Here is a 12,949-nt window from a genome sequence, read left to right on the forward strand (position 1 = left end):
CACGACTCGCTCGGCACGCCGAAATACCGCCGATCGGGAGGTGAACCGGGTCTGCTGTTCGCATGCGCGTTTCGACGACCGTTCGTAGATGGCTGGCGGGCCTGGCGCTGTTCGCCCTCGTGGGCAGTGGTGTCGGAGTGGCAGCCGTGATGGTCCTCGGGTCGGTCAAGGAGGCCAAGCAGACACAAGCTGCCTCAGCGCAGCGTGCGACACAGGCTCCACCGCCGAAGGTCCCGACGCCGTTTGAGTTCACGATCAACGTCGTCATCACCGACCAGCACTGTGCACCCGGCGCTCCCGGATGCTTCTACAAGTATTCGATCGAGCCGAAATACATTGGCATGCATCCGCTCCCGAAGACCCCGTTCACCGTCTTCTATGAGGTGGTCGGCGGCGACGCACCGCAGAAGGGTGAGTTCACCGTGGAGAACGGCCAGGCCCAGATTCTGCAGGACGTCGTCCTGGAAGGTCCGCCGTCGGCCCAGCTGAAGGCGAACGTCCTGCAGGTGGACGGCTGAGCCGTTACCGCCGTGGCCCGACGCCGCGCGCCTGCGGCAGCGGCAGGTCGTTGTAGGTGGCGATACCGGGAGGCGCCGCCACCACCGCGGGGATCGCATGGATCGGGGGCATGGCGGTCATGATGTGGCCGAGGACGAAGAAGTCCTCGATCGACTTGGCGTTCTCGATCATGTCCTGTGGGGGCAGGAAACCGACCTGCATGGTGACCGTCGGCCGGCCGTCGATCGTGATCTTCCAGCCCTCGGCGTCCATCTGCCAGTCCGGGTCGAGCGTGGTGCCCTTCTTCCACCGGACGTTGATGTCGACCACCGGCTTGCCGTCGACGATCCCCTGCCAACTGGCGTACACGCCCGCCACATGCCCGGCCGGGATGGTCCATGACGCCATCACGAGATCCTCTGTGGTCTGGGCATATTCGGGCACGCACTTGATCTCGTCGAGCTCCACACCGATCGAGTCGGCGACCAGGCGGACCGCCTCGGCGAACACCGCGGTGCCCTTCGAGGCCATCGGCTGCAGGTTCGGATCGTCGATCGCGGTGCCGAACCCGACGGGCCGTTCGGTGTCGGGGGAGTCGTAGAGCGTGGTGTCGGCGGACTCGGCGATGGTGATCTTGTCGACCCGGTCGCAGCCCGTTGCGGCCACGATGGCGAGCAGTTCCGCGAAGCCGGGGCTGATCCCGGACCCGAAGAGTGTCGAACCGCCGCGCTTGCATGCCTCTTCGAGCCTGTCGCGTTCGTCACCGAGGTTATGTCCGGTGATGAAGGATGCCGACGACACGACGTTGACGCCGGCTTCGAGGATGCGGACCAGTTCGTCGACGTCGATCCACATCGGGTTGTAGACCACGACGTCGGGCTTCAAGGCGAGCAGGGCGTCGACGTCGTTGGTGGCCTTCACGCCAAGGGGCGCGATGCCGGCGAGTTCTCCGGCATCCTGGCCGGCCTTGTCCTGCGACCACGCATAGAGGCCGACGAGTTCGTAGTTCGGGTTCGTGGCGATCGCCTGGACCGAGCTCTTGCCGACGTTGCCGGTGGTCCACTGCACGACGCGATAGGGAGTGTTTGGCACCCGCACAGCATAGGAAAGCCCGGCGCTTCGCGCGGGTGTTTTTACCGAGCGGCGAAAAATTGCCTCGTGAAGCCCTAGTCTGATCGTGATGAGCGGCCGGACGAGGGGTCGCCCACCCCGGATCAGCCGCGACCAGATCGTCGCGGCGGCCAGGGACGCGGCGAGTGCGGACTTGACGATGCAGGCGGTCGCTGATGCTCTCGGAGTCAGCCGCAAGGCCCTGCACTACTACGTCGGCGATCGGGAGGGCCTGCTGACGCTGGTGGTGACCGACCTGTTCGAACGCGAACTCACCAGCGTCGAGTTGCCGGACGGCGATGACTGGCGGGCGATTCTGCGCGCCTACACCGTCGCGTTTCGCAACGGGCTGACGCAGGTCGGCGCGGCCACGGACTTCACCCGGTTACGGGGTATCGGCGCCGTCGCGGCGTTGGCGCTCGCCGACCGAGTGCTCGACGCCCTGCTCACCGCCGGCTTCACGCCCGACACCGCCCGGTACGGGTTGACCGCGGCGTCGAACATCGCGCAGTCGGCGGCCCACAGCAGCGCGGCGCAGACGCCCTCGGGGATGCACCGGCACCGTGCCGAGACGTCGGCGGCCCTGGAGTGGGAACCGGAAGACACCTATCCGGCGCTGCGCGCCGTGCTCGCCTCGGCCGAATCCCAGCGCCACGACGCCGAGCACCAGTTCGACTTCGAACTCGAGGTGCTCATCGCCGGCCTGGAACGACTCCTCGATTAGAGGGGCGTCAGGGTGGCCTTGGCGGTCCGTTCCAGCCCGCCGCGATCGACCCAGGTCAGGTCGACCACGTCGCCGGGATAGTGGCTGTCCAGCACGTAGGTCAGTGTCGTCGCCGAATCCAACGGGACGCCGTCGAGCACGACGAGCACGTCGCCGGGGGCGAGACCCGCCCGGTCGGCGGGCCCACCGCGCAGCACGTCGGCGATCTGCACGCCCGGGCCACGTTGCGCCGAACGCACCCCGACCCCGAGCAGCACCGGCGGGCCGATGTGCACGTCGGCAGATGGTGCGCGGGACCGGATCTGGTTGGCGATCGGCAACGCGTCGTTGATCGGAATCGCGAAGCCCTCGCCGCCCGGGCCGAACCGGAAGTTCACCGAAGCCGCGGTGGTGATGCCCACGACCTGACCCGCGCCGTTGACCACCGGACCGCCCGAGTCGCCCGCGACGACCGGTGCGGCGAACTCGAAGAGACCCGCGAGTTCGTCCTTGCTGCCGGTCAGTGAGTCCTCGGCGTTCACGGTCCGGCCGAATGCGGTGATCGTGCCGACCTCGCGGGTCAGCGGTCCGTTCGTCCCGTTGGCGTTGCCGAGCGCGACGACGGGCTCACCGGCCGCCAGGAGCGCGGAATCACCGATCGGGGCGACCGGCAGGCCGATCCCGCCGATCAGCTGCAACACCGCGATGTCACGCTTGCGGTTGTAGCCGAGCAGCTCAGCCGGGTAGGACCGGCCTCCGACGCTCGCGGTGATCCGGTCCGCGCCCGACACGACGTGGAAGTTGGTCAGGACCAGGCCGTTGGGATCGATCACGAATCCGGCGCCGTTTCCGTATGCGCCCTGATAGTCGATCTCGGTGTCGATCCGGACCACGGACGGTTCGACCTGAGCGGCGGCCGCGACAGGGTCACCGGGGGCGGCCGCAGCCGGAAACACCGGCGCCACCACGGCTAACGCCATGGCCAATGCGATCAGCAGCGTCGTGAATGGACGCCGAAAGGGGATTTTGCCCATAGGCCCATATTGCCCGATGCCGAGACGACTAATCGTCTAGCGCGACGCCCCCGCGCAAGCGCCGACGGCGACGACGTGCGGGTTCGGGTCTGCGATTGCGCAGTTTGCCGTCGTCGGATTCGGCTTCTTCGGCGGTCTCGGCCCCGGATTCCTCGGCGTCCGCCTCGACCTCGGCGTCTTCGGCGGCCTCGACCTCCTCAGCGTCGTCCTTCTCGGGGGACTCGTCAGCCACCTCGGCCTTGTCTCCCGCGTCGTCGACTTCCTCGGGCCGGTCTTCGGCCTGGTCCTCTGGCTCGTCCTTCGCGCCCTTGCGGCGAGAGCGGCGCTGCTTCGGCTCCTTGACCTTCAGGGGTTTCGGCGGAGGCGGCGGCATCTCGGCGACTGAAGCGAGGTAGAAGGCGAACACGCCGAGCAGCCCTATTGCCGAGGCGGCGCCGTAGATGCCGAACAGCCACCTACCTGCGCTGTCGAGTGACAGCCAGATCTCGCTGACGGCCGCGCCGATGATCAACACGCCGGCCAGCACATGCAGCGCGATCGACACGGTCCGCAGCCTCAGCGCCATCTGGGGTGTGCCGAATTCCGGCCGCCGAGTCCGCAGCAGGGTGAACACCACCGGCAGCGCGGCGAGCCCGATCAACGCGCCGCACACGATGCGCATCACGGTGCCGAAAGTGTGCGGAATCTCACCGGAGAGCTCATACCAGCGCGGCAGGACGAAGAAGAAGTACAGAACACCGGCTACGACGCTGAACAACGCGTGCCAGGTCACCGCGAGAGTGCGGCTCATTCTCCTCCTAGACGATTGTTTGGCCCCGGGGTGCGACCGGGCCTGACCGTCGAAACCGCCGACACGCCGCACCCCGGGCCGAGTGCGGAGGATGCGGGATTTGAACCCGCGAGGGCTATTAACCCAACCCGCGTTCCAGGCGAGCGCCATAGGCCACTAGGCGAATCCTCCGCGGGCCATGGTAGCCGACCTCAGACCAGAGCCGATCCGGATGCGACCGGCTCGGGTATTAGACTCGCCGTGGACCCCGCGCGGCGTCCATCCTGTGAACTCCCCCAGGGCCGGAAGGCAGCAAGGGTCAATGGGCTCTGGCGGGTGCGCGGGGTCCCCTTCTTTTCCCGCACTTCAGTCGAAAGGCGTTCGGTGTCATTTCTGTCGCTCGGCCGGGACGAACTCGCCGCAGAACACGAGCAGCAGAAGCGCAACTACGCCGAACTGCAGGCCAAGGGGCTCAAACTCGACCTGACCCGGGGTAAGCCTTCCGCGGCACAGCTGGACCTGTCCAACAAACTGCTCGAGCTGCCTGGTTCCGACGACTTCCGCGACGGCGACGGCACCGACGTCCGCAACTACGGCGGTGTGCACGGGCTGCCCGAACTGCGCGCGATCTTCGGCGAACTGCTCGGCATCCCGGTGCAGAACCTGATCGCCGGCAACAACGCCAGCCTCGAGCTGATGCACGACGTCGTCGTGTTCTCGATGCTGCACGGCGGCCCGGACTCGGCGCGGCCGTGGTCCCAGGAGCCCGTCCTGAAGTTTCTGTGCCCGGCGCCCGGCTACGACCGGCACTTCGCGATCACGGAAAGCCTTGGCATCGAGATGATCACCGTGCCGATGCTCGAGGACGGACCCGACGTCGACCTCATCGAGGAACTCGTCGCAGCCGATCCCGCCATCAAGGGAATGTGGTGCGTGCCGGTGTACTCGAACCCCACCGGGGTGTCCTTCTCCTGGGAGACGGTGCGTCGGTTGGTCCAGATGCGAACGGCGGCAAACGATTTCCGCTTGATGTGGGACAACGCCTACGCGGTGCACACCTTGACCCACGACTTCGTCCGCAACGTCGACGTGCTCGGGTTGGCCGAGGCCGCGGGCAACGGGAATCGCCCGCTGGTGTTCGCGTCGACGTCGAAGATCACCTTCGCGGGCGCCGGGGTCAGCTTCCTGGGCGCCTCGCTGGGCAACATCACCTGGTACCTGCAGCACGCAGGCAAGAAGTCGATCGGGCCGGACAAGGTCAACCAGCTGCGCCATCTGCGATTCTTCCGCGACGCCGACGGAGTGCGCCTGCAGATGCAGCGCCACCGGGAGCTGCTGGCCCCGAAGTTCGCCGCGGTGTTGGAGATTCTGTCCGAGCGTTTCGGCGATTCGAAGATCGCGTCGTGGACCGAACCCAAGGGCGGGTACTTCATCAGCCTCGACGTCCTGCCGGGGACGGCCAAGCGCACCGTGGCGCTCGCCAAGGATGCGGGCATCGCGGTGACGGAGGCGGGCGCCACGTTCCCGTATCGAAAAGACCCGGAAGACAAGAACATCCGCATCGCGCCGACCATGCCGCCCGAGCCCGAGCTGCGGGCGGCGATCGACGGGCTGGCCACCTGCGCACTGCTCTCGGCGACCGAGTCGTTGCTGAACGGCTCCTAGTCGGCCTCCGGGGCCCGTTTGGTGCATCTGACGACGGAATTCGCCGAAAAGCGTCGTCAGATTCACAACCGACACCCACGCGAGCGCAACACGCTTTCGACTCTGGCCACGTAGGTGGTGCGCCGGTAGCGCAGCAGGTCTCGGCTGACCCGGATGATCGACCAGCCGAGCTCGGTCAGGGCGAACTGTTTGTCGATGTCGCGCTGCCTCACCCTCGGATCGGTCCAGTGTTGCGGGCCGTCGTATCCGATACCGACCTGGAAGTCCTCATACGCCATGTCGAGCCGGGCGAGGAACTGCCTGTACCCGTCGAATACGCGAACCTGCGTCTGCGGCGGCGGAAGCCCCGCGTCGATCAGCGCCAGCCGGGCCACCGTCTCCTGTGGGGATTCCGCACCGGCGTCCATCAGCGGGAGCACGCGCCTCAGCCGAGGAAGGCCTCGGGCGCCCGCATGCGCGGCAATCACCGCCTCCACGTCGACGTGTTTGAGGCCGGTGGTGTTGGCGAGAGCGTCGAGACGCTGCACCGCGACGGTCCGGTCTTCGAGATGGCGACCGAGGTCGAACGCCGTGCGAGCCGCAGTTGTCACACGCATCGCAGACATGGTCAGGAGTTCGTTCGGCAGTACGCGTTCTGTCCGGACGACGAGTTTGGTTGGCGCCCTGCGGTTGTCGTGGATGAGTTCAGCGGGCTCCGACCCGTCGATGTACTTGGTGCCCAGTACCGCCGCTGCCGACAGGCCCGCGACGATTCCGCGCCGCTTCGACCACAGCCAGGCCGCTTGCGCCCGATCGCGCGCCGACACCGTGGCGTCGCGTGGGACGTAGACACCCGGATACATCGGGACGTACAGGCGGCGCATCGCGCGCTCGGAGATGGCGCCGGTCGCCAGCGCTTCGCTCCCGACGAAGGGCCACGGCAGCTCGGTCATGCTCGTACGGTGCATGCGGGGACCGACGGATCACGGCTGCGGTCGCGAGTCATCCACAGGGCCGCCACCGTTTGTGAACCTGACGACGCTTTGAGCGTCCAAACCGTCGCCAGATGCACAATCCAGCGACACCGTGGTGGCCCGTCGAGCCGTCACACCACGCCGGTAGCCTGCTGATCGTGGCGCTCTACCGCAAGTACCGGCCCGCGACCTTCGCCGAAGTCGTCGGCCAGGAACATGTCACCGAGCCGCTGTCGACGGCACTGACGTCGGGCCGGATCAACCACGCGTATCTGTTCTCCGGTCCGCGCGGGTGCGGCAAGACCTCGTCGGCGCGCATCCTGGCGCGGTCGCTGAACTGCGAGCAGGGCCCGACGGCCACCCCGTGCGGAGTGTGCGATTCGTGCGTGGCACTCGCACCGAACGGGCCCGGCAGCGTCGACGTCGTCGAACTCGACGCGGCCAGCCACGGCGGCGTGGACGACACCCGCGAGTTGCGTGACCGCGCGTTCTACGCCCCCGCGCAGTCGCGGTACCGGATCTTCATCGTCGACGAAGCGCACATGGTCACCACGGCGGGCTTCAACGCGCTGCTGAAGATCGTCGAGGAACCGCCCGAACATCTGATCTTCGTGTTCGCGACCACCGAGCCGGAGAAGGTGCTGCCGACCATCCGCTCGCGAACCCACCACTACCCGTTCCGGCTGCTGGCCCCGCGCACCATGCGCACGCTGCTGGAAGGCATCTGCGAGCAGGAGAACGTCACCGTCGACGACGCGGTGTACCCGCTGGTGATCCGCGCCGGCGGCGGGTCACCCCGCGACACCCTGTCGGTACTCGACCAATTGCTCGCCGGCGCCGAGGGCAACCACGTCAACTACACGCGGGCGTTAGCACTGCTGGGTGCGACGGACGTCGCGCTCATCGACGACGCGATCGACGCGCTCGCCGCCGGCGACGGCGCGGCGCTCTTCGGGGTCGTCGAGGCGGTGATCGACGCCGGTCACGACCCGCGCCGGTTCGCGACCGACCTGTTGGAGCGGTTACGCGACCTGATCATCCTGCAGTCGGTACCCGACGCCGCGGCGCGTGGAGTCGTCGACGGACCGGAGGATGTGCTCGACCGGATGCGCGAGCAGGCCACCCGCATCGGCATCGCGACGCTGACCCGCTACGCCGAAGTGGTACACGCCGGCCTCGGTGAGATGCGCGGCGCCACCGCACCCAGGCTGCTGCTCGAGGTGGTGTGCGCGCGGCTGCTGCTCCCGTCCGCTAGTGACACGGAATCGGCGCTGCTGCAACGGATCGAGCGCATCGAGACCAGGCTGGACATGTCGATACCGGCCGGGGAGGGCCAGTCGGTTCAGGCGGGTGGGCCGCCGCGGCAGTACGCCCGCAGGAGTAAGGCCGAGGCGCAGCCCGCCGATTCGTCGCCGCCGCCCCGTAGCGAGCCGTCGCCGCCCCGCAGCGAGCCGCGGCCCGAACCGAAACCCGAACCCAAGCCAGTACCCAAGGCCGAACCCAAGCCTGAATCCCCGCCGACAGCGCCGGCTGCCGAGAGCAAACCGCCGTCGCCGCCGCCGGTGCGGCCGCCGTCCGATCCGGTCGTGGCCGCGCCGCCGCCTGCCGCGGTGACCGGTGAGCCGAACGCCGCCGCCGTGCGCAGCATGTGGTCGACGGTGCGGGACAAGGTGCGCGAGCGCAGCCGCACCACCGAGGTGATGTTGTCGGGTGCGATCGTCCGCGCGCTCGAGGGTGACACGCTGGTGCTCAGCCACGACTCGGCGCCGCTGGCCAAGCGGTTGACCGAACAGCGCAACGCCGACGTCATCCGCGAAGCGCTGAAGGACGCCCTCGGGGTGAACTGGAAGATCCGCTGCGAGGCGGGTTCGGCCGCCGCGCCACCGCCGACGGAACCGGTCCCGGCCGGCCCGCCGCCCCGCAGCGACGACGACGAGGAAGCCATGCTGGCCGAGGCCGGCAGCGACACCTCGGACACACCGCGCCGCGATCCGGAGGAAGCCGCGCTCGAGCTACTGCAGAACGAGTTGGGCGCCCGGCGTATCGACGGCTGAAGCTACGGCCTCGACTATGGCGTCCACCACGGACGCAGCGGCAGCCCGCCGTCATAGCCGTCGCGATCCAGCTTGACCGCCAGGACCTGGTGCAGCTGAACGACATTCGTCTCGAAGCCCAGGCGCGAGCCGGCCATGTACAGACCCCACACCTTGGCCGTCGCCAGCCCGACCTCGGCCACGGCCTCGTCCCAGTGCTCCACCAGGTTGCGGCACCAGTCGCGCAGCGTCAGCGCGTAGTGGTGACGCAGGTTCTCCTCGTGGACCACTTCCAGGCCGACGTCCTGCGCCTCGGTGATGATGCGTCCGGAACCGGTGAGCTCCCCGTCCGGAAAGACGTAGCGGTCGATGAAACCGCCTGCGGTGGAGCCGGTTCGGTTGTCCGGTCGGGTGATGCAGTGGTTGAGCAGCAGCGCGCCGTGACGCATCTTCGACTGGAGGAATTCGAAGTAGGCGGGATAGTTGTGCACGCCGATGTGCTCGGTCAACCCGATCGAGGACACCGCGTCGAAATCGGATTCACGCACATCGCGGTAGTCGGCGTGACGGATTTCGGCCAGATCCTCGAGCCCGTCGCGAGCGATCGCCTCTCGTGCCCAGGACGCCTGCTCCTTCGACAGCGTGACCCCGAGCGCCTTGACCCCGTGCCGTGCGGCGTAGCGCACCATGCCACCCCACCCGCAGCCCACGTCGAGTAGGCGGTCGCCCGGCTTGAGGCGCAGTTTCTCGAACACCAGTCGGTACTTGTTCTCCTGGGCCTCTTCCAGCGTCGACCCGCTGTGCGGATAGCACGCGCACGTGTAGGTCATCGACGGGCCGAGCACCCACTCGTAGAACATGTTGGAGACGTCGTAGTGGTGATGGATCGCCTCGGCATCACGAGTCTTGCTGTGGCGCAGACCTTCTGCGATTCGACGCCACCGCGGCAGCGCCTCCTGCGGCGGCGGCGCGATCGGCTTGAGATGCTCGATGCCGATGGAGCGCACGATCTGGGCGAGCACCCGTGCCGGCGGACGTCTGAAGTCCATCTTGTGGGCGAGCGCCCTGAGCAACTCGTAGGGATCGCCGGGATGCACACCGTGTGTGGCCAGATCGCCCGATACGTAAGCCCGGGCCAGTCCCAGATCCCCAGACGCAGTAGCCAGATACGTCGTACCGCGCGGCGTCAACAGCTCCAAGCCGAGCGGGGCGTCCTCGGGTCCGGCCGTGCTTCCGTCGTAGGCGCTGAAGCGCAGCGGCAGGTTTCCACCGGCGAAGATTTCCAGAATCTCGGCCAGCGTGAGCTTTCCGGCCGGCGCCTGTGCCGCGTGTTCTTTGAAAGTCGTCATCGTCTCTGCACCGCCTTCGCATAAAGATCGAGCAGCCGTGAATCTGGATCGTATGCCTTCTTCACGATTTTGTAGGTTTCACCGCCGTACAGATCGTCGAACTCTTCGCGGCTGTAATACGAATCCGAGTACAACGATTTGTGACCGTCGAGTTGGCCGACCTTGTGTTCGATCAACCTGTTGGTATGGCCTTCGCCGGGGCCTTCCGGCACCGACGACCAGAACCCGACGTTGACGTAGGTGTGGTTCGGCCGAAGTGGGTACAGCGGCCACGCACCGTCTGACCCGGCGTCATCGCGAAGCCGCAACGGGCACAGCCAGATCGGTTCGATCGGAACATTGTCGAGGAACCAGTGCAGGAACGCCGCGACCCGTCCGACCGGCACCTCGACGTCTTGTACGACGCGTTCGCGCGGCGGTCGCCCGTTGCGCTGCTCGATCCGGTCGGCGATGTCGAACCGCTGGTCGAGCGCGATCAGCTTCCAGTAGAAGCTGCTGCGCCGGTACCGACGTGGCCACCACCGGCGGATCCGCGGATCCTGGACGCCGAACGCCCGTGAGCACCAGAACCAGTCGGTGTCCCAGCGCCACAGGTAGTCGTGGACCGTCAACCGGTCGTGCTTCTCGGCGCCGTCGTGCTGTATCGAGCGGTAGTAGATCTGCTGACCGGTGTAGTCGCTGACGGGCCCGGGTGTGGTGGTCTTGAATCCGAGTGTCAGGTAGGCCTCGTCGGCGGAGAACACCACACCGTCGAGGTAGTCGACTGGAATACCGTCGTAGCCGCGCGTCTCGACGATGCGATCCATCGCGGCGACGAGGTCCTCGATGGTTTTGAACCGCAGGTGGCGCAGCGCGACGAACGGTTGCACGGATTCCAGCTCGATCTTCAATCGAACCGAATAGCCCAACGTGCCATAAGAATTCGGAAACGCCCGGTACAGGTCGGTGTTCTGCTCCGGCGACGCGGTGACGACATCGCCGGTGCCGGTGAGGATGTCCATCTCCAGCACCGACTCATGTGGCAAGCCGTTGCGGAACGACGTGGACTCGATGCCGAGCCCGGTGACGGCTCCGCCGAGCGTGATCGTCTTCAGCTGCGGTACCACCAGCGGCGACAAGCCGTATGGCAGCGTCGCGGCGACCAGATCTTCGTAGGTGCACATACCGGCCACGTCGGCGGTGCACGCGTCAGGGTCCACAGCGATGACACCGGTCAACCCCGAGACGTCCAAGCCCTTCGCGGTGGTCTTGGCCCGCGCGCGGAACAGGTTCGACGTGGGTTTGGCCAGGCGAACGGTGGCATCGGGCGGAATTGCACGGTAGCTGTTCAGCAGCCGCTGCACGCCCGCGGCATGAACAGCCCGTGCGTCGGTTCGGGCAACAGACACGGATATACGCTAGTCCGCGGTCGCAGGCGATGCGACCGCATGGAACTTCTACCAAGGAGCGTGCACCCGATGGGACAGGTCAGCGCATCGAGCACCGTCTTGATCGACGCGGCACCGGAGGCGGTGCTCTCGGCCGTCGCGGACTACGCGAACGTGCGTCCGAAGATCCTGTCGCCGCAGTACAGCGACTACAAGGTGGTCGAGGGCGGACAGGGCGCGGGCACGGTGGCCAGCTGGAAGCTGCAGGCGACCAAGTCGCGGGTGCGCGACGTCAACGCCGAGGTCGACGTGGCCGGTCACACGGTCATCGAGAAGGACGCCAACTCCTCGATGATCACCAACTGGACCGTCGCGCCCGCCGGTAACGGGTCCTCGGTGACGGTCAAGACGTCCTGGCAGGGCGCGGGCGGGATCGGCGGCTTCTTCGAGAAGACGTTCGCGCCGCTGGGGCTGCGCAAGATCCAGTCCGAGGTGTTGGAGAACCTGAAGAAGCACCTCGAGGGATGACGCCTTAGCGGGTGGATTCCACGCACCTGGTGCGTGCGATCAACCCGTTAGAGGCCGCCGGAGGCTTAGGTCGACCCCAGGAACCCCGCGATGCCGCGCACGACGGCGTCGGCGTACTTCTGCCGCCCTTCCGGCGTCTTCATCAGCGCCGAGTCGACCGGGTTCTTCATATTGCCCAGCTCGACCAGGATCGACGGGTACTGGGCCAGGTTCAGTCCCGCGATGTCCGACCGCGGGTTGAGCCCGTTGGAGCCGATGTAGGTCGACGGCACGAAGCCGGACGCCTGCAACTGGTCGCGCATGATGCCCGCGAACCGGGGAGACGGCCCCGCCTGCGCGTCGTTGAGCGGCGGGGACGAGTACAGGACATGGAATCCGCGTCCGGTCGGCGGTCCGCCGTCGGCGTGGATGCTCACGATCGCGTTCGGCTTGATCGAGTTCGCCAGCGCGGCGCGTTCGTCGACGCACGGACCCAGCCTGGTGTCGTCGCCGCGCGACATGGCGGTGCGCACACCCAGCGCGTGCAGGGCCTGTCGGACCCGCAGCGTGGTCTCCCACGCGAACGTGTGCTCGGCGTAGCCGTCCTCGGTGGACGTGCCGCTGGCCTGGCAGTCCTTGGTGCCGCCGCGGCCGGTCGGCACCTGCTTGCTGATCGAGGCGTCGTTGGCGCCGTTGTGACCAGGGTCGAGGAACACGATCTTGCCCGCGATGTTGGCGGGCGCGGCCCCGGCCTCGAAGGCGGGGCTGACGAGCGTCGATGCGGCGACGAGTAATCCGGTCGCCACCGCGGCGCAGCCGCGCAATGCTCCGGTGGCGCCGACACGCAGGCGGGCAGGCACGGCCGTCACCGTAACCGCACCGACGACTACGCTGAAAGCTCAAACGGCCGCGAGCCGAGGACAGAAACCAAGTCGAGACCGGACCGCAACTAAGACGCAAG

At 67.4% G+C, this 12,949-nt stretch carries 12 protein-coding genes, 1 tRNA gene and 1 other RNA gene; 6 read left to right on the forward strand and 8 right to left on the reverse strand.

The genetic code is table 11. The annotated features are described in order from the left end of the window. Positions 1-62: 62 nt before the first annotated feature. Positions 63-518 (forward strand): hypothetical protein, encoded by a 456-nt coding sequence (locus CEX88_RS08680; RefSeq protein ID WP_094293179.1) that lies wholly within the window; start codon positions 63-65, stop codon positions 516-518. Between the two features lie 4 nt (positions 519-522). Here the strand turns inward: CEX88_RS08680 and CEX88_RS08685 are convergent, their stop codons facing one another. After that, positions 523-1,590 (reverse strand): NAD(P)H-dependent amine dehydrogenase family protein, encoded by a 1,068-nt coding sequence (locus tag CEX88_RS08685; protein ID WP_094293261.1) that lies wholly within the window; start codon positions 1,588-1,590, stop codon positions 523-525. Positions 1,591-1,678: 88 nt separating this feature from the next. Here CEX88_RS08685 and CEX88_RS08690 point away from each other — a divergent pair, with 88 nt between their 5' ends. Continuing rightward, entirely contained in the window at positions 1,679-2,332 is a 654-nt protein-coding gene (locus CEX88_RS08690) for a TetR/AcrR family transcriptional regulator C-terminal domain-containing protein (protein ID WP_066846867.1), read from the forward strand. On the opposite strand, the gene CEX88_RS08695 is transcribed toward CEX88_RS08690, so the two are convergent. The 3 genes from CEX88_RS08695 to CEX88_RS08705 all read right to left on the reverse strand — a co-directional run bounded on the left by CEX88_RS08695 (position 2,329) and on the right by CEX88_RS08705 (position 4,306). After that, positions 2,329-3,345 carry a S1C family serine protease gene (locus CEX88_RS08695; RefSeq protein WP_094293180.1) on the reverse strand — a complete coding sequence of 339 codons (1,017 nt, stop codon included), beginning with the start codon at positions 3,343-3,345 and terminating at the stop codon, positions 2,329-2,331. The genes CEX88_RS08690 and CEX88_RS08695 overlap by 4 nt on opposite strands. Before the next feature lie 28 nt (positions 3,346-3,373). Then, complete coding sequence (gene lucA, locus CEX88_RS08700) at positions 3,374-4,135, reverse strand: lipid uptake coordinator LucA (RefSeq protein WP_094293181.1); 762 nt, start codon at positions 4,133-4,135, stop codon at positions 3,374-3,376. A gap of 85 nt (positions 4,136-4,220) precedes the next feature. Further along, a tRNA-Ser gene (locus tag CEX88_RS08705) sits at positions 4,221-4,306 on the reverse strand. A gap of 68 nt (positions 4,307-4,374) precedes the next feature. On the opposite strand from CEX88_RS08705, the gene ffs reads away from it, so the two are divergent. Next, positions 4,375-4,469, forward strand: an RNA gene (ffs, locus tag CEX88_RS08710) — signal recognition particle sRNA small type. A 29-nt stretch (positions 4,470-4,498) separates the two neighbouring features. After that, the gene (locus CEX88_RS08715; protein WP_094293182.1) at positions 4,499-5,779 is read left to right on the forward strand and encodes an aspartate aminotransferase type Ic; all 1,281 of its coding nucleotides are present in this window, start codon (positions 4,499-4,501) and stop codon (positions 5,777-5,779) included. Positions 5,780-5,841: 62 nt separating this feature from the next. Here the strand turns inward: CEX88_RS08715 and CEX88_RS08720 are convergent, their stop codons facing one another. After that, positions 5,842-6,711, reverse strand: a complete 870-nt coding sequence (locus tag CEX88_RS08720) for a hypothetical protein (RefSeq protein WP_094293183.1) — start codon at positions 6,709-6,711, stop codon at positions 5,842-5,844. A 179-nt stretch (positions 6,712-6,890) separates the two neighbouring features. On the opposite strand from CEX88_RS08720, the gene CEX88_RS08725 reads away from it, so the two are divergent. Next, positions 6,891-8,786 (forward strand): DNA polymerase III subunits gamma/tau, encoded by a 1,896-nt coding sequence (locus CEX88_RS08725; protein WP_094293262.1) that lies wholly within the window; start codon positions 6,891-6,893, stop codon positions 8,784-8,786. A gap of 14 nt (positions 8,787-8,800) precedes the next feature. Here CEX88_RS08725 and CEX88_RS08730 read toward each other — a convergent pair whose 3' ends face one another. Continuing rightward, positions 8,801-10,114: a class I SAM-dependent methyltransferase gene (locus CEX88_RS08730; RefSeq protein ID WP_094293184.1), complete on the reverse strand. Its 1,314-nt coding sequence runs from the start codon at positions 10,112-10,114 to the stop codon at positions 8,801-8,803. Beyond that, a complete protein-coding gene (locus tag CEX88_RS08735; protein ID WP_094293185.1) occupies positions 10,111-11,502 on the reverse strand; it encodes an FAD-binding oxidoreductase in 1,392 nt (463 codons plus the stop codon). The genes CEX88_RS08730 and CEX88_RS08735 overlap by 4 nt, the downstream gene beginning before the upstream one ends. 69 nt (positions 11,503-11,571) lie before the next feature. Between CEX88_RS08735 and CEX88_RS08740 the strand changes: the two genes are divergently transcribed. Beyond that, on the forward strand, positions 11,572-12,009 hold the full coding sequence (locus CEX88_RS08740; protein WP_094293186.1) for an SRPBCC family protein: 438 nt from the start codon (positions 11,572-11,574) through the stop codon (positions 12,007-12,009). A 65-nt stretch (positions 12,010-12,074) separates the two neighbouring features. Here the strand turns inward: CEX88_RS08740 and CEX88_RS08745 are convergent, their stop codons facing one another. Next, positions 12,075-12,848, reverse strand: a complete 774-nt coding sequence (locus CEX88_RS08745) for an Rv3717 family N-acetylmuramoyl-L-alanine amidase (protein ID WP_202931418.1) — start codon at positions 12,846-12,848, stop codon at positions 12,075-12,077. Between the last annotated feature and the right edge of the window lie 101 nt (positions 12,849-12,949).

It is taken from the genome of Mycobacterium neumannii, from assembly GCF_002245615.1.
Classification (GTDB): Bacteria; Actinomycetota; Actinomycetes; order Mycobacteriales; family Mycobacteriaceae; genus Mycobacterium; species Mycobacterium neumannii_A.

Excerpts from the sequence above, each read along its gene's own strand:
- CEX88_RS08695 (WP_094293180.1), bottom strand. The coding sequence starts at position 3,345 with ATGGGCAAAATCCCCTTTCGGCGTCCATTCACGACGCTGCTGATCGCA.
- CEX88_RS08730 (WP_094293184.1), bottom strand. The coding sequence starts at position 10,114 with ATGACGACTTTCAAAGAACACGCGGCACAGGCGCCGGCCGGAAAGCTC.
- CEX88_RS08720 (WP_094293183.1), bottom strand. The coding sequence starts at position 6,711 with ATGACCGAGCTGCCGTGGCCCTTCGTCGGGAGCGAAGCGCTGGCGACC.
- lucA (WP_094293181.1), bottom strand. The coding sequence starts at position 4,135 with ATGAGCCGCACTCTCGCGGTGACCTGGCACGCGTTGTTCAGCGTCGTA.
- CEX88_RS08740 (WP_094293186.1), top strand. The coding sequence starts at position 11,572 with ATGGGACAGGTCAGCGCATCGAGCACCGTCTTGATCGACGCGGCACCG.
- CEX88_RS08680 (WP_094293179.1), top strand. The coding sequence starts at position 63 with ATGCGCGTTTCGACGACCGTTCGTAGATGGCTGGCGGGCCTGGCGCTG.
- CEX88_RS08690 (WP_066846867.1), top strand. The coding sequence starts at position 1,679 with ATGAGCGGCCGGACGAGGGGTCGCCCACCCCGGATCAGCCGCGACCAG.